We start from the raw sequence: 16,339 nt of genomic DNA, 5'->3' as shown, positions 1-16,339 counted from the left end.
GGCCTGCCTGCTCGGCTGCACCTATGTCTTTGATTCTGCTTTGCTTTTCGCCGCCGCGTTAAACGGACGCGGATGGGATACGCGGAGGCACTTTCAATTCAACTTCCTGAGTTCAGGGCAGAAGAAATTTTCGATGTCACTCCCGAGGAAAACCATAGGGCGCTATTTCTTCCGTGGCTGCAAGGACTTGAGTGGCGAGAACTCACAACAATCACGGACCGAACCAAGCATTGGCTACAGGTATTCTTAAGCAAATCGAAATCTTTCTGGTTCCCCATCTTCGACACGCTACTGGTGCTATCACTTCGCCCTAGGCATCATCTTGATGATTTTCTACACAGGCAGCTTTTAGAGTGGGGGCAAGCTGACCGCGACTCATTCTGGTGCACCTACCTCCACCACCATTGGGAAGAACCAAATAGTCTTCACCCCGTTAAGCGCCTGATTAACTCCGCCTGGAATACGGAGCAAGCCACGCTTGATGTTGAACTTGGAGTATCTTGGGTGCGCGTGCTGTGCTGGTTCTTTGCATCGGCTGATCGCCGGGTTCGAGATCATGCGTCTAGAGCAGCAGTTAAGATCGCCGAGAATCAGCCTGGCATCTGGACCCGACTCTGCGCAGAAATGCTCGACCTGGATGATGACTACGTCGTGGAAAGACTCCTCGCTTGCGCCTACGGAGCGCATCTTCGCGCACATTCGGATGAGACGTTAGTTGCTCTTGCAAACAACGTTGCCCCAATACTTAGCGAAGAAGTTCGAGCCAACGCACTCATACGCGACCACGCGCGCTGTATCTGCGAACTCGCATTGCAACGAAAACTGAAAGTGGCTTTCGCACCAAAGGCAGTGCGCCCAAGATTCAAGAGCCCATGGCCACTGCAAATTCCAACAGAGAAGGACCTCGAATGGTTTGACGAAGACAAGCAAGCGCAGTATCCGGGGCTCTACGAAAGCGCTATCGACGCCTTTCGAGGGGATTTTTCAAACGGAACAGTCCCCTCTGCTATTCGTCCGTATCGCGATGCAATTTCACCAGCGGAGGCGTGCCGCTGGATTTTCCAACATGTGCTCGACCTTGGATATACCCCCAAACGATTCAAGGCATACGACGCACACATGATAAGAAGCTTCGGAAGTGGGCGTCATCGGCCGAAATGGGCTGAGCGGATTGGCAAGAAGTATCAGTGGATTGCCCTCGCCCGCCTTCTCGGTCGCCTAGCTGATCACGTTCCTGCCAAGCAGAATGAGTGGGAAGAAGCCCCTCTGACGTCCCTAACTGCTCAATCGCTTCGCGACATAGACATCAGCATCGATGGTGTTCCTACTCCCGAAGAGGAACATTACAAGCGCGACGACGGGGACTTGACAACAGGCAAGCATGAATTTGATGAGCAATGGGTCACTGATGCGAACGAGGTCCTAAGGCTTGAGGACTCCCTTTGGGCATTCCGCAAAGACCACGGCGAAGAGTGGTATCCACTGGAAGCGCATCTCAGTATCATCGACATGCGTGTGCGGCCCAAGGATCGTGGTTTTCGCCGTCAAATCTGGCTCCAAGTTCGGAGCTATCTTGTTCCAAAGAAGGACTTCGCCCGCCTTTGGAAGTGGATACGCTCGCAAAGTTTCATGGGCCAGCGGATGCCTGAAGGATGGACGCTCGGAGACAACGTATTCATCGGTGAGTATCCGCACGGTCTTTCGCTTGGTACAGGTGGATTAACCAACCAGGTCCCAGTCGAACTGGACGATTTTAAGTGTTCTGTGATCCCAGCCACTCACACTGTGCATCCAGAGTTCGCTGAAGACTCCTCTTCGGCGAAACCACTAGCAACCATCGTCCCAATACCACAAATCCTAGGCAATCTGCGATGGAATGGTCGCGGTGGATTCATTGACCCGTCAGGCCGGCTTGTGTTTATTGATCCATCTGCTGAGAGCAACGGAACAAGCGGGTGCTTCGTTCGCAAAGACGACCTGCAGTCCTATCTAAACGGCTCCGACATGAGCCTGATTTGGACAATATTATCTGAAAAGCTTCCAGGCGATTACGAGGCAATTCGTCGATTGGAATACAGCCATGTCCGCGGCCTTCACGATGGCTCTGTATGCGTCGCCCGCCTTCCAGTTCTTGCACGCACGTGACATTTGACTACATGGCAACACCCCATAATGTCCTGACTATTCACTCTCGGCGGTGGGGAAATCTCCGCATTGGGGGCGATGCCCGTGGATTTTCTTCTGACGTCAGCATCGCGGAGTACACGCATGCAACTGAGCAACAGACGCTCAAGCAATGCGCCAAGTCGCAGAGTATTATCCCATGATAGACTCGGCGATGTTTCGCTCCGACGAGAATGCGTCCCTGCTCGCTCGCATTCTTTCTTGTTTGCTGCTCCTCGTCGCCGAACCCGCAGGTGCTCAGTATCTAAACCCGTCGCAGGTCGCTCCCTCCAAGGCGGTATCTCTCACTGTAAGTGGCGGCGTATCTCTGGGCGCGTATGAGGCTGGGTTCCTCTACTTCTCAGGGACGTCGTCCCAGGGAGAACGCTCGGTGGACCTGCGCCTCGTGACGGGCGCCTCCGCAGGAAGCCTCAACGCCTTGCTGGCGATCATGGCGACCTGTGGCGTGGATGCGTCCACGCCGGGCCAATCACTGTTCTGGGACATCTGGGTCCCCATTGGGTTCAACGACCTGTTCGTCCCGACTTCGACGACGCCGCTCGGTGTCTTCTCGCGGGAGGCACTGGAGAGGCGCGCCTCCCATATCGAACAAGCCTGGAACCGAGGCCTGGACCCCTCCTGCGACGTGGTGCTCGGAGTTTCGACGACGCGTCTTTCGCCTCGTGCCCTTCAGGCCGCGAACGGGCGCCTCGACCTGCCTCGACTTGAGGAGAAGTTCGCCATCCGCATCCAGGGACGTGGGACGGGACGACATCCCCGTGCAACCAATTACACCACGCGCGAAGGCCGACGACTGGAGCTGCTTCTCGAAACGGAAGAGCAGGGAGAAATCCCCTTCGCGAACCTGCGCGAATTGCTGCTCGCGTCCATGTCCTTCCCCATTGCGTTCCCGCCGCAACCCTTGCGGACCTGCGCACCGAAGTCCTCCGCGAAGCCCGGGGTCTGCCTGCCCTCGGAGGCGAGGCGCGAACTCTTCATCGATGGTGGCGTCTTCGACAACACGCCTCTGCGTCTGGCCGTGGGGCTCGCCCGTGATGGCCTTCGCGAAACCACGGACGGCAAGCTGGAGTGGCGTCCGATTCCACAGCCCGACACGCGCACGACGCCTCCCGGTATCGCGTTCGCCTTCATCGACCCGGACGCGACGGAGTACCCCATCGCGCCTCCTCAGGAGGGCACCAAGCCCGTCTCGCTGCCGGTAACACTCGCGGAGCTCCTTGCGGCCTTCGTGGACACGGCACGCTCCAAGGAACTGGCCATGCTGCTGGAGGAGGAGCCGGAAATCGCCAAACGCCTCACCCTCCCCCGCCGACACTTTCCCGCGGCCGGTGCGCCCCTGTTCGCGTTCCTGGGCTTTTTTGAGAAGAGCTTCCGTGTCTTCGACTTCTACCTGGGCATGTATGACGCCCGGCGGATGATGGATGACGCGTTCCGGGAAGGCCGGACGCAGACAGAGCGGTCCCAAGCTGCGGCGATGGATGGCATTGGCGGATGGCAGCCCTTCGCCTGCATGAGCGCCGTCTATGACTCCCTGCCGAGCGCGGAGCAGGCGTGCCAAGGCGAAGCGCTGGCAGATTTCCGGGCGCTGCTACAGATGTCCCTGGACCAGCTCTACGACGCATGCAGCAAGTCCGCCGGCACCGTGCCACCGGGCACCTGGCGCAATGCGCACTGTGACCGCGCCATCGCGGGCCAGGCTCCGCCCCATGTCCCGGGTCTCCAGCTCAATGAATGGCCGGACTGGAAGCAGAGCAAGGACGAGTCGGAGTTGGCGTATTCGATGCGACTGCTCGGGGCGTATGACTTCGGGTTCCAGGACCTGGGCGTCCCGAAGGGGCAAGGGGATCAGGCTGTCCTCCGCATCCGCCATGCGCTCGGGACTGCCGCCCACCGGCTCGCGGCGGTGCAACCCGCCGCGGACAAGCCCACGGTCCGGTTCGCCAGCAAGCTCGCGGTGGACAGCATCAGCTACGAGCCCCAGCGCATGTCGCTGCACATCACGATGGGCCCCACCGCGAGCGAGGTCGGCCTGAGCGTCGGAGCCTCCGAGATGCCGCTGTCCTCCGGGCTCCGGTTCGCGGGTGTGCTTGGCTTCCGTGGGCTTGAGGATGTCCTGTCCTCTGGCAACAGCGGCGATCCGTTTGGCGTGGCGCTGACGGGAGGGCTCGAGTTCCAGCCCCGCTCAGGACAAACCTTCCTCTCACAGAGCCGCCTGGCCCTTCGCGCGGGATGGTTGTTCAGCTCGAATGACCATTACGGCACGAGCAACTGCCCGGCGGGAGGCGCCAGCTACGTGACCGCATGCTCACGGCCGGTGGTCCAGGGGCTCGTGGGCATCACCTTCCTGGAGTTCCTCCGTGCCCAACTGGTCGGCGAGTGGTACCCGAGCACAGAGGGCCGGAAGTCGCTCTGGTCCGTGGCTCCGGGCATCGGATTGGAGCTGGGACTTTAAAGACTGTCGGTTCAGCAGTGCGCCGGGAGCGTGACGCTCACGCGGGCCTCGCGGCGCGCCAGCAACAAGACCAGGATGAGGCCTGCTCCCGCCATCGCCGCCCCGGCCAGAGCCACGGCCGGATAGCCGAGGTCGAGGCCAATCACCGCCCCACCGAGGGCCGCGCCCATGGCGTTACCCAGGTTGAAGGCCCCGATGTTCATGGCCGAAGCCAGGTTCGGCGCGTCGCTGGCGGCGGTCATCACCCGCATCTGCAGCGGTGGCACCAGCGCGAAGCTCGCCACGCCCCAGAGGAAGATCACCGCGGCGGCGGGCACCTGCCACGGCATGATCCCAGCGAAGACCACCAGCAGCATGGCGAGGCCCGCCAGGGTGACAATCAAGGTCCGGTCCACCGACCTGTCGGCGAAGCGGCCCCCCAGCCAGTTGCCGAGCGTCAGTCCCAGTCCATAGGTCACCAGCATGGCGGTGACGAAACCGGCCGAGGCCCGGGTCTGCTCCTTCAGGATTGGAGCGATGTAGGTGAAGACGGTGAACATGGCGCTGGAGCCGATGACCGTCAGGGCCAGGGCGGACAGGACAGGGCCGCGCCGGAGCACCGCCAGTTCGGCCTTCATCGCACCGCTGTCGGACGAGCGCTCGACCTGGCCGTGAGGCAGGGTCAAGCGCAGCGCGATCATCGCCAGGGCGCCCAGACCCGCGATGCCCCAGAAGGAGGCGCGCCAGCCCAGGCTCTCCCCGGCCCATGCTGCCAGGGGAACGCCGGTGATGTTGGCGACCGTCAGGCCCATGAACATGGCCGCGACAGCGCCGGCCCGTCTGTTGGGCGCGACCACGCTGGCCGCGACGATGGAGCCCACCCCGAAGAAGGCGCCGTGGTTGAACGACGTCACCACCCGGGCCGCCATCAGGGTCCAGTACTCCGGCGCGAGCGCGGACAGCAGATTGCCCAGGGTGAAGATGCCCATCAGGCCGACCAGCAGGGTCCGGCGCGGCACCCGGCCGGTCGTCAAGGTCATCACCGGCGCGCCGACCAGGACCCCGAAGGCGTAGGCGCTGACCAACAGGCCCGCCGCCGGAATGGAGACGCCGAGGTCCGTGGCGATCACAGGCAGCATGCCCATGGGCGCGAACTCCGTGACGCCGATGCCGAAAGCGCCGACCGCCAGAGCAAGAAGAGGAGCATTGGGCTTCATCCGCGGGAACCTTTCTCTCCCCCGCGGCGACGGTGCGCGACGGGGTGCGTTGTTCTGTGCGCGCAAAGATGGCTGGGAGGTCGCACGCGCGTTAGAGCCCTTGAAAGCCAAGGATTCTTGAGATGAACGCAAAGGTGCAGCCGGGCGGCGCGGATCGGGCGCATGAGATGGCCGTCTTCTCGGCCGTGGTGGCGACCGGTAGCTTTTCGGCGGCCGGGCGTGAGCTGGACCTGAGCCCGTCGGCGGTCAGCCGGACCCTCGACCGCATTGAGGCACGGCTGGGGGTACGCCTGATGCTGCGCACGACCCGGGCCCTGACCCTGACGCCCGAGGGACACGCCTATCTGCGCGCGGCGCGGCGCATCCTGGCGGAGCTGGACGACGCGGAGCAGGCCATCGCGGATCTGGGCGCGCCACGCGGGCGGCTGAGGGTGAGCGCCGCCCAGTCGCATGGGCGCCTGTGCGTGGTGCCTCTGCTGGGCGACTTCACGGCGCGATACCCACACATCCTGGTGGACATCAACCTGACAGACAGGGTGGTCGACATCGCGGCGGGTGAGGCGGACGTCGCCATCCGCTTCGGCCCGCTCGCGGACAGCGGTTTGACCGCGCGCAAGCTTGGCGAGAGTCCGCGTGTGATCGTGGCATCACCCGACTACCTGGCCCGGCGCGGGACACCGAGGGTTCCAGAAGACCTGCACCACCATAACTGCCTGAACTTCAATTTTCGTCGGGCCGAAGCGGTCTGGCCCTTCGTGCGCGACGGGCACGAATACAGTCTGTCCGTGAAGGGCTGCATCGAAGCCAATAACGGAGAGACCCTGGGCCAACTGGCCGCGGCCGGCGTGGGGGTGACGCGGGTGGGCGCATTCAGCGTCGCGGAAGAGCTCCGCTCGGGCCGCCTGGTTCCGCTGCTGGAGCAATACAATCCAGGCGACGTGGAGAACATTCACGCCGTCTTTGTCGGCGGCGCCAACCTGCCCGCGCGCGTCAGGGTGTTCGTCGACTACCTGGCCGAAGCCTTGCGCTGACGCCTCGGCCTGGGGCTTGGACGCTGACGGGGCCTCGCGAAGCCCCAGGTCTCCGAATGCGTTCGACGAACGGCACCATCGCCATCGGAGACCAGACCAACGACGCGAACGTCGACGGTGTTGTGCGGATCAAGTCGGTCGAGAAGCTCTGCCAGTAAGACCCTCCCCTGTCCCCATCAATTGGCATGGGGACAGACTCACGTGTGGGCCATGATCGGGAACCGGTGAGCCTCGGGTGAGAGCCGGAGGTTGCGCACGAACAGGTCGGCCTCCGTGTCCTCACCGGCCTCCACGGCGCCGGGCCAGTAACGCTCCGGAGTGAAGCCGAAGCGGATGGACCGGATGGGCCGGTCAATCAGCCGGGGGATCCAGGCTCGCAGGTCGAAGGGCTCGCGGGCGAAGACGTCGTCGAGGTACAGCGTCTCGCCTTCGACTCCCGCGAACGCCCAGGCGTCCGTTCCCAACTGACGCAGGGGCCTCGCGAAGCCATTGGCCACGGGCCAGCTCGCCACCGTCGCGTAGCCCCGCGCACCGAAGCGCTCCGTGGAGGGAAGTCCCTCGCTGGAGAGCACGGCGAGTCCAGCGCGCACGGCCGCGTCCTCCAGTGACAGCGTGGGCGCGGGTGGGCCTTCAGGCGCGGCTTCGTGGCTGGCGGCGAACAACGTCTGCATTTGAGGCTGGAACCCGAAGCGCGGATAGAACTGGCGCACCTTGGGGTTGGCGAAGAGCAGCACGGGTGCATCCCCGCACGCATCCAGCGCTGCGTTCATGACCACCCGTGCCAGTCCCCTCCCACGATGCGACGGCAGGCAGCCCACGGCCCCGAACTGGTAGGCCGTCACCTCGCGCCCTTCCAGCACCAGACGCATCCGCATCACGGAGGTATTGGCCACCACGCGGCCGGCCTCCAGCAGAGCGAACGCGCGATAGGCGTCGTTCCACTCACCCCATGCGCGCCAACGACGGAAGTCCGCGCGGCGGAACACCTGGGGCACATAGTCACAGAACAGCTCCTGCAACCCGGTATCGACCTGCCTGATCTCAGTGACCGCAACGGAGTCCATCACACGCCCCCCAGTCAGCTTGAATGCTCAATCAGGTTCATGCCGCAGCGGCGTACTGAACGCGCACAGCCCCAGGCCCCACACGAACATGAAGGACAGGTGCACGCTGGGGTGGAACGGCAGGTAGTGCACCAGGGCCAGGACGTGGAAGCCCACGAAGGACAACAGCGCTCCCGTGGCCGGAATCGAACCCGCCCGGTGCCTTCGTACCAATGCTCTCGCCAGCAGGAAGTGCATCGTCGCCAGCAGCACCAGTCCCACGAGCCCTGTCTCCGCCCACGTCGTCAGCCAGAGGTTGTGGGAGTCCGTGGCCAAGAGGTCCGTGATGCCCGTCTCCGCCTGCGTCGCCAGGGCCGCGGGTTTGTGATTGCCGAAGCCCACGCCCACCCAGGGGTGCTCCCGCACCAGCCTCCAGCCCACGGACATCGCCAGCGAGCGCTCTCCGCTCCCGAAGAGGTTGTCCACCGCCTTGCCGAACCGCTCCCTCCACGCGGGCGTCAGCAGCACCAGGGCCACCAGCGCCACCGCCACGCCCAGCCCGGCCTTCCTCGCCGTGCCCCGCAGCAACAGCAGCAGCGCGAGCACGCACACGCCCAGCGCCGCTCCCAGCGCTGCTCTCGCGAACGCGCCGTAGATGGAGAGCAGCAGCCCCAGCACCATCACTCCGGCCAGCACCCGCCGCCGCGTCACCTTCGAGCGGCCCATCACCGCCAGCGCCGGGCCCAGCACCGCGATGGCTCCGTGCGCGAACCGCAGCCGGTGGAAGAAGAAGCCTCCCGCCGCGTACCTCGGGTTCTCCTCCGTCCCGAAGTTTTCGTGCAGGCGCGCCAGGTTCAGCTTCGTGAACTTCGGCGGCTCCCAGGGCCATGGCACCCGGTGCTGGAAGAAGCCCAGCGCCGCCGCCAACAGCCAGCCTCCCGCGACGAGGCTCCCCAGCATCAGCCACGGCACTCCCAACGTCCCGATGCACGCGACCGCGGCTCCCGCCACCGTGTCCAGCGCCTGGCCGTACCTCGCGCCTCGCGGCCACTTCGTCGCGGCTCCCGTCAGCAGCGCCACCGCCGGGGACAGGAGCTGCCAGACGCTCAGGGCGACGCTCGCCAGCACGAACGCCCTGACGTCCTTCTCCAAGCGCAACCGCTTCGTTGCCGCCAGCGCCAGGGCCAGCGCCGTGGCCAGGATGGCTCCGGCCTGGAGCACCGCCTCCGCCAGCACCAGCCCCACCGCGTAGAGCCCCAACACCGCGGCGACCGCCGTCCTCCAGCGCCCTGACTCGACCGTCTTCTTTTCCGTTCCCATGCCGTGCGCCTCGAACTCGCGAGGCCGCTGGACCCTATCCCACCTCGTGCTCCCCTGCCCTGACCGACTGGCCCCGGAATCTCCGGCGAGGGCCCCGGCATCCCTTTTCACGCGCTTGACGTTGGCGCTCCGGACGGGCACGCGTTACCCAGGGTCCTTTCCCGGGTCCCTCTTCCGACATGCGCACCACCCATCGACCGTTCACCACCCTGGCCCTGGCGCTGTGCCTCTTCGTGGCCGCGCTGGAGATGACCGTCGTCTCCACCGCCATGCCCACGGTGGTCAGCGACCTGGGCGGCATCCAGCACTACGCGTGGGTCTTCACCGCGTACATGCTGTCCTCCACCATCACCGTCCCCATCTACGGGAAGCTCGCCGACCTCTACGGCCGCAAGCCCATCATCCTCTTCGGCTCCACCCTGTTCCTGCTGTCGTCCCTGGCGTGCGGGTTCTCCACGTCCATGAACATGCTCATCGCGTTCCGCGTCCTCCAGGGACTGGGCGCCGGCGCCATGCAGCCCATCGCGCTCACCATCATCGGGGACATCTACACGCTGGAGCAGCGCGGGAAGGTCCAGGGCGCGTTCAGCGCCGTGTGGGGCATCGCCGGACTCGCGGGCCCCCTCACCGGCGGCCTCATCGTGAAGTACCTCACGTGGCACTGGATCTTCTTCATCAACATCCCCATCGGCATCGCTTCCATGGTGCTGCTCGTCCTGTTCTTCCACGAGCAACTCCAGCGCAAGGAGCGCGCACGGCTCGACTATGCCGGCGCGGCGCTGCTGTCTTCGGGCGTCGTGGCGCTGCTGTTCGGGGTGCAGGGCTCCGGGGCGACGCTGCTCGCCCTCCCCGTCGCCGCCCTGCTCCTCACCGCGTTCGTGTTCGTGGAGCTCCGCGCCGCCGAGCCCATCATCCCGATGAACATCTTCAAGATCCCCACCATCGCCATCTCCAACGTGGCCGGCGCCCTCTTCTCCGCCGCCCAGTTCGGCGCGACCACCTACGTGCCCCTGTACGTGCAGGGCGTGCTCGGCGGTTCGGCCACCATGGCGGGCGGGATGATCACCCCCATGATCGTCGGCTGGCCGCTCGCGAGCCTCATCGGCGGCAAGGTGATGGTGCGCACGGGCTTCCGTCCGCTCATCGTCGGTGGGTTGGGTCTGGCCTCCATCGGGACCGTGCTCATGGCGCTGCTGCTCAAGCCGGGCGCCTCCATGCTGGTGCCGCAGATCGCCATGGGCCTGTTCGGCATTGGCCTGGGCTTCGCGGCCATGGCCACGATGGTCGCCGTGCAGACGACCGTGGGCTGGGAGCTGCGCGGCGTGGCCACCGCGAGCAGCATGTTCTTCCGCACCATCGGCGGCTCGCTGGGCGTGGGCGTGATGGGCGGCGTGCTGGTGTCGCAGCTCATGAAGGACCCCAACGTCCCCGTCAGCGCCGCCACGGAGCTGCTCGGCCCCGAGCATGGGCGCGGCCTGGCTCCCGCCATCCTGGAGACGCTTGGCGGCGCGCTGAACACCGGCCTGTCCATCAACTTCTGGATCATGTGCTCGGCGATGCTCGCCGCGTTCACCGCGGGCCTGTTCTTCCCCAAGGTGAAGCGCGCCACCACTCCGGTGAACATGTCCGACGTCACCGCCTCCCACTGACCGCCGGGTTCCAGGAGGTGGGGCCCCCCTGGAAGCCGGCGGCACGCCTCACGTTCACCGGCCTTGTCACTCCGCGCTTGCGCTCAGCGGCGTGCACATCACGTTGGCGGGCACGGACCACAGCGCGTCCCCGTGGACGCCGGAGTACCCCCGGAAGAAGATGGTGTTGCCCACGCGGGTGAACTCCTCGGGGGTGTTGGCTCCCGGGCTGGTGGTGGTGACGCGGCCCGTGCCCGCGGGCGTGCCGTTGGTGACCTGGGGCAGCAGGCCCATGTCACCATCGCCCGAGCTGAAGAGCAGCGTGCCGGCGCCCGTGTCGAACAGGGGCGAGCTGCGCACATCCGACGTGGTGAGCCGCACGCTGAGCTGCCGCGTCCCACCCGCCGTGCCGTTCGTCACCCACAGGCTGACCTGTCGAGCCGCGGGCCCTGGCGAGCTGATCGCCTCGGAGAAGTAGAGCTTCCCGCCCGCCTCCTGCGAATCCTGGATGTAGGGCTCGATGGAGGGCTGGCCCTCGAAGGGGTTGGGCAGCGTCGTCACCGTCGCCTTCCCGTCCCCTGTCAGCAACAGGCGGGACAGCTTCAAGTGCTCGTTGTCCGCGGTGCGCCCGGCCACGACGACGTACGGCCCCACCGAGCCCAGCAACGTCACCGGATTGCCGAAGGTGTCCAGGCGAACCGTGCCCGCTGGCGTGCCGTCCGTCCGCCACACCTCCGTCCCGGAGGTGTCCTGCAGCGTGAACAGCCCCAGGCCCGTGTAGCTCAGCCGCGCCGACGTCACGGGCGGCTGGCCCGCGTCCAGACGCTTGACGACGCGGGTCCCCACCGCGGTGCCGTCCGTCCGCCACAGCCGCGTACCGTGGACCGCGTCCTGGAGGAAGAACAGCAGCGCGCCATGCGTCCGCACCGTGGGATAGGCCATGGACTCCTCCGGTCCGAAGGAGACCACCCGGAAGGTCCCCGCCGTCGTCCCGTTCGAGCGCCACAGCTCCATCCCGTTCGCCGTCGTGCGGAAGAAGCTCAGCGCGCCTCCCAGGGAGTTGAAGTTCGACAGGGAGGAGCTCTCGATGCCCGGCGTGATGTCCTTCACCAGCCGCGTGCCCGCCGCCGTCCCGTCCGTCACCCACAGCTCCCTGCCGACCACCGGGTCGTTCATCGTGAAGTAGAGACGCGAGCCCACGGCGGTGAAGGAGGCGAACTCGCGGAAGGTCAGCCCGTCGGAGGGGAACTCCACGAACGGCACGGTGCCCGCGGGGGTGCCGTTACTGCGCCACAGGGCCGCCGGCCCCTGGTAGGGATCCGCGGAGAAGAACAGCGTGCCCTGCACGTTCGTCAGCCCCGTCGGGATCGGCCGGAACGGTGAAGGCAGCGGCGCGTCCGGGGGGAGGATGTCCTTCACCTTGGTGGCCGCCAGCGCGGGCGTGCACGCCTGGGCCTGGACCTGCCGGTCCTCCGTCACGGCCCCGTCCAGCTCCTGTGCTCCGCCGCAGCCCACGAACGCCAGCCCCGCCAGCAACCATCCGAATCGCAAACGCATGGTCCGACTCCTTGTCAGCCAAAAGCACGGGACAGTGGGACGCGGACCGGTGGCCGCCAATGCGTCCTGGAGGCGCTCGGCCGTGTGGCGAACCCAACGCTCACCCGGGCCCACCGCCGCTGTCGGAAAACCGACGCGTCTGTCTTTTTGCGCCAGGGTCATTGCGTGACATGCGGGGCCTGGAGTCTGGTCCTCCCGGGATGCATGGCCTTCACCTCGGGAGATGAAAGATGGCGGGTCCGCTGAGTGACGAGGAGCTGGGGAAGATCGACGCCTACTGGCGCGCGGCGAACTACCTGTCCGTCGGGCAGATCTACCTCAAGGACAATCCGCTGCTGGAGCGGCCCCTCACCCGCGAGGACATCAAGCCGCGCCTGTTGGGCCACTTCGGCACCACGCCCGGCCTCAACTTCATCTACGTCCACCTGAACCGCATCATCCGGAACCACCGGGCCAACATGATGTATCTCATTGGCCCGGGCCACGGCGCGCCCGGCATCATCGCCAACACGTTCCTCGAAGGCTCCTACACGGAGCTGTATCCCAACATCGAGCGCAACCGCGACGGCATGAAGCGCCTCTTCCGCCAGTTCTCCTGGCCCTACGGCGTGCCCAGCCACGACGCGCCCGAGGTCCCCGGCTCCATCAGCGAAGGCGGCGAGCTGGGCTACGCGCTCCTCCACGCGTACGGCGCGGTGCTGGACAACCCGGACCTCATCGTCCCGTGCGTCGTCGGCGACGGCGAGGCGGAGACGGGCGCGCTCGCCGCGAGCTGGCACTCCAACAAGTTCATCAACCCCATCTCGGACGGCGCCGTCCTGCCCATCCTGCACCTCAACGGGTACAAGATCGCCAACCCCACGGTGCTCGCCCGCATCGACGCGGACGAGCTGGAAGCCCTCTTCAAGGGCTACGGCTACACGCCCTACTTCCTGGAGGGCGACGACCCCAGGGACATGCACCAGCGGATGGCGCAGGTGCTGGACACCCTCTACGCCGAAATCATCCGCATCCAGCGCCACGCCCGCGAGAAGAACGACCCCACGCGTCCGCGCTGGCCCATGCTCGTGCTGCGCACCCCCAAGGGGTGGACGGGCCCGAAGTTCGTGGACGGCAAGCCCGTGGAGGGCACCTGGCGCGCGCACCAGGTGCCGCTGGCCGAGGTGCGCGACAACCCCGAGCACCTGAAGATCCTGGAGGCGTGGCTCCACAGCTACCGGCCCCGCGAGCTGTTCGACGCGAACGGCACCTTCCGCGAGGAGCTGGCGGACATCGCGCCCAAGGGCCGGCTGCGCATGGGCGTCAACGTGCACTCGAACGGCGGCCAGTTGCTGGTGCCGCTCGTGCTACCGGCCTTCCGCGACTACGCGATCGACCCGGGCGCCCCGGGCGCCAGGCAGGTCAGCGCCACACGGGTACTGGGCGGATACCTGCGGGACGTGATGCGCCACAACCTGGCGACGAAGAACTTCCGCATGTTCGCCCCGGACGAGAACGCGTCCAACCGGCTCCAGGACGTCTACGCCGTCAGCGGCAAGAGCTGGGACGCGAAGCTGGAGCCCACGGACGAGCACCTCTCCGTCGACGGCCGCGTGATGGAGGTGCTGAGCGAGCACCTCTGCCAGGGCTGGCTGGAGGGGTACCTGCTCACCGGACGCCACGGCTTCTTCTCCTGCTACGAGGCGTTCATCCACATCATCGATTCGATGTTCAACCAGCACGCCAAGTGGATCAAGAGCGCGAAGGAGTTGCCGTGGCGCAAGCCCATCGCGTCGCTGAACTACCTGCTCAGCTCGCACGTGTGGCGGCAGGACCACAACGGGTTCTCCCACCAGGACCCGGGCTTCATCGACCACGTGGCCAACAAGAAGGCGGACACGGTGCGCATCTACCTGCCGCCGGACGCGAACACGCTCCTGTCGGTGGCGGACCACTGCCTGCGCTCGAAGAACTACGTGAACCTCATCATCGCGGGGAAGCAGCTCTCGCCGGTGTGGCTGGACATGGCGAGCTCCGTGCGCCACTGCGCGGCGGGCATCGGCGCGTGGGACTGGGCCGGCAATGACGACGGCGACCCGGACGTGGTGATGGCCTGCGCGGGCGACGTGCCCACCCTGGAGACGCTGGCCGCGGTGACGCTGCTGCGAGAGTGGGCCCCGGAGCTCAAGGTGCGCGTGGTGAACGTGGTGGATGTCTTCACGCTCGCGCCCGTGCACGTCCACCCGCACGGCCTCAACGAGGAGGACTTCAACCGCCTGTTCACCACGGACAAGCCCGTGGTGTTCGCGTTCCACGGCTACCCCACGCTCGTGCACAAGCTCACGTACAACCGGGCCAACCACGGCAACATCCACGTGCACGGGTTCAAGGAGGAGGGCACCACGACCACGCCGTTCGACATGACGGTGCTCAACGACATGGACCGCTTCACCCTGGCGCTGGATGCCATCCGGCACTCGAAGGCCGCGCGGCACCGGCTGGACGACGCGGAGCAGCGCTTCTCCGAGGTGCGCCAGCGGCACAAGCTCTACGTGTCCGAGCACGGCGAGGACATGCCGGAGGTGGCCGACTGGAAGTGGACCGCGCGATGAGCGACCCGGGCGCGGTGCTGGTCATCAACAGCGGCTCGTCGTCGCTGAAGTTCGGCCTCTACACCGAGCAGCGCGGCCAGGAGGTGGCGCGGTTCAAGGGCAGCGCGACCCGCATCGGCTCGGAGCAGGGGCGGCTGGTGGTGAAGGACGGCACCGGGAAGCAGGTGCGCGCGGTGGACGTGCGGCACCCGTCACAGGAAGACGCGTTCCGAGAGGCCGTGCGGCACCTGGAGGAGTTGGGCGGAGAGCGGCCCCGCGCCATCGGGCACCGCGTGGTGCATGGCGGCCCCCGCCTGCGCGAGCACCAGGCCCTGACGCCGGAGGTGATGAAGGCGCTGGAGGAGGCGACGCACTTCGCGCCGCTGCACATCCCTCCGGCGCTGCGGCTCATCCGGGCCACCGAGCGGCACTACCCGGGCGTGCCGCAGTTCGTCTGCTTCGACACGGCCTTCCACGCCACGATGCCCGAGGTCGCCTCGACGCTCCCCCTGCCCCGCTCCGTGCGCGAACAGGGTGTGCAGCGGTACGGCTTCCACGGCCTGTCGTATGAGTCCATCGTCGCGAGGCTCGTACCCGAGGTGCCCACCCGCACCGTGGTGGCCCACCTGGGCAACGGCGCGAGCCTCGTGGCGCTCGAGCGCGGACGCTCCGTGGACACGTCCATGGGGTTCACGCCCACTGGTGGCATCCCCAGCGGCACGCGTACGGGCGACCTGGATCCGGGCGTGCTGCTGTTCCTGATGCGCACGGACGGAATGAACGCGCAGGCGCTGGAGACGCTGGTGAACCACGACGCAGGGCTCAGGGGTTTGTCGGACGGAACCAGCGACATGCAGGCCCTCACGCGCGACGCGGCGGCGGGCAACGCGGCGGCGGCGCTGGCGGTGGACGTCTTCACGCGCGGCATCGCGAAGACGGTGGGCGCCTACGCGGCGGTGCTCGGCGGGCTGGACCTGCTCGTCTTCACCGGCGGCATCGGGGAGAACAGCGCGCGGGTCCGCGAGGGCGTATGCGCGAGGCTGGACTACCTGGGCGTCCAACTGGACGCGCCGAGGAACGAAGCGAGCGCGGAGGTCATCACCACCGACGCGTCATCGTGTCCGGTGCGCGTGCTGCCAAGCGATGAGGAGGTTCAGCTCGCCCGCCACACGCGCCGGCTCCTCCACGATTGAAGCCCCCTGCCCCTCCGGGGCTGAATCCCAATCACCCTGCGGGAAAGTGAGAACCCCGCAGGCCCCTCCGTCGGTGCGCCGGGTCGCGGAAACCTGTCCGACTGGAGGTCTGCGCGGAATAAGCAGTCCTACGAGCCGCATAGAGGTGGGGTGACATCGCAAGAA

Annotated in this window: 10 protein-coding genes; 6 read left to right on the top strand and 4 right to left on the bottom strand. The window is 66.3% G+C overall.

The annotated features are described in order from the left end of the window. The first annotated feature begins 72 nt into the window (after positions 1-72). Together K8556_RS38075 and K8556_RS38070 are read left to right on the top strand one after the other, a co-directional pair. Positions 73-2,145 carry a hypothetical protein gene (locus K8556_RS38075; RefSeq protein ID WP_223745048.1) on the top strand — a complete coding sequence of 691 codons (2,073 nt, stop codon included), beginning with the start codon at positions 73-75 and terminating at the stop codon, positions 2,143-2,145. A gap of 151 nt (positions 2,146-2,296) precedes the next feature. Further along, entirely contained in the window at positions 2,297-4,636 is a 2,340-nt protein-coding gene (locus tag K8556_RS38070; protein ID WP_370640035.1) for a patatin-like phospholipase family protein, read from the top strand. Positions 4,637-4,647: 11 nt separating this feature from the next. Here K8556_RS38070 and K8556_RS38065 read toward each other — a convergent pair whose 3' ends face one another. Continuing rightward, a complete protein-coding gene (locus K8556_RS38065; RefSeq protein WP_223745046.1) occupies positions 4,648-5,832 on the bottom strand; it encodes an MFS transporter in 1,185 nt (394 codons plus the stop codon). 122 nt (positions 5,833-5,954) lie between these two features. Here K8556_RS38065 and K8556_RS38060 point away from each other — a divergent pair, with 122 nt between their 5' ends. Then, positions 5,955-6,863: a LysR substrate-binding domain-containing protein gene (locus tag K8556_RS38060; protein ID WP_223745045.1), complete on the top strand. Its 909-nt coding sequence runs from the start codon at positions 5,955-5,957 to the stop codon at positions 6,861-6,863. 197 nt (positions 6,864-7,060) lie between these two features. Here K8556_RS38060 and K8556_RS38055 read toward each other — a convergent pair whose 3' ends face one another. Next, entirely contained in the window at positions 7,061-7,927 is an 867-nt protein-coding gene (locus tag K8556_RS38055; RefSeq protein WP_223745044.1) for a GNAT family N-acetyltransferase, read from the bottom strand. A gap of 27 nt (positions 7,928-7,954) precedes the next feature. Continuing rightward, positions 7,955-9,226, bottom strand: a complete 1,272-nt coding sequence (locus K8556_RS38050) for an O-antigen ligase (RefSeq protein ID WP_223745043.1) — start codon at positions 9,224-9,226, stop codon at positions 7,955-7,957. A gap of 179 nt (positions 9,227-9,405) precedes the next feature. Between K8556_RS38050 and K8556_RS38045 the strand changes: the two genes are divergently transcribed. After that, complete coding sequence (locus K8556_RS38045; RefSeq protein WP_223745042.1) at positions 9,406-10,875, top strand: MDR family MFS transporter; 1,470 nt, start codon at positions 9,406-9,408, stop codon at positions 10,873-10,875. Between the two features lie 66 nt (positions 10,876-10,941). Here K8556_RS38045 and K8556_RS38040 read toward each other — a convergent pair whose 3' ends face one another. Beyond that, on the bottom strand, positions 10,942-12,411 hold the full coding sequence (locus tag K8556_RS38040; protein ID WP_223745041.1) for an ELWxxDGT repeat protein: 1,470 nt from the start codon (positions 12,409-12,411) through the stop codon (positions 10,942-10,944). Between the two features lie 230 nt (positions 12,412-12,641). On the opposite strand from K8556_RS38040, the gene K8556_RS38035 reads away from it, so the two are divergent. Together K8556_RS38035 and K8556_RS38030 are read left to right on the top strand one after the other, a co-directional pair. Beyond that, positions 12,642-15,002: a phosphoketolase gene (locus tag K8556_RS38035; protein ID WP_223745040.1), complete on the top strand. Its 2,361-nt coding sequence runs from the start codon at positions 12,642-12,644 to the stop codon at positions 15,000-15,002. Further along, entirely contained in the window at positions 14,999-16,174 is a 1,176-nt protein-coding gene (locus K8556_RS38030; protein WP_223745039.1) for an acetate/propionate family kinase, read from the top strand. Before K8556_RS38035 ends, K8556_RS38030 begins: the two co-directional genes overlap by 4 nt. Positions 16,175-16,339 lie beyond the last annotated feature (165 nt).

It is taken from the genome of Corallococcus sp. AS-1-12, from assembly GCF_020036995.1.
Classification (GTDB): domain Bacteria; phylum Myxococcota; class Myxococcia; order Myxococcales; family Myxococcaceae; genus Corallococcus.
Note: the sequence above shows the minus strand (reverse complement) of the source record. Positions and strands in the feature narration are given on the sequence as shown.